Raw genomic sequence first — 226 nt, forward strand, 5'->3', positions numbered from 1 at the left:
TTTTACGTTTGGGCTGGATGTAGTAACGCAGCATGGAACGTCCGCCCGTATAGCCCATTGCCTTTATCTCTGCGAGGATAACCTCGCTATTCCAGACATTCTCTGCCAGGCGCATGTCGATGTAATCCATAAATGGTTTCAGCTTAACCATTTTGTGGCGGGTCTTTCTGGCTGGCGGTTCAGGATATTTGAGATAGCGTCTGACAGTCCGTTCAGAGCAACCCAC

General features: G+C 49.6%; 1 pseudogene. It reads right to left on the reverse strand.

The features are described from left to right. Nucleotides 1–226, reverse strand: a pseudogene (locus tag ACU8YC_RS28935) (IS21 family transposase); the annotation flags it as partial.

The organism is Citrobacter sp. VF227, assembly GCF_052950715.1.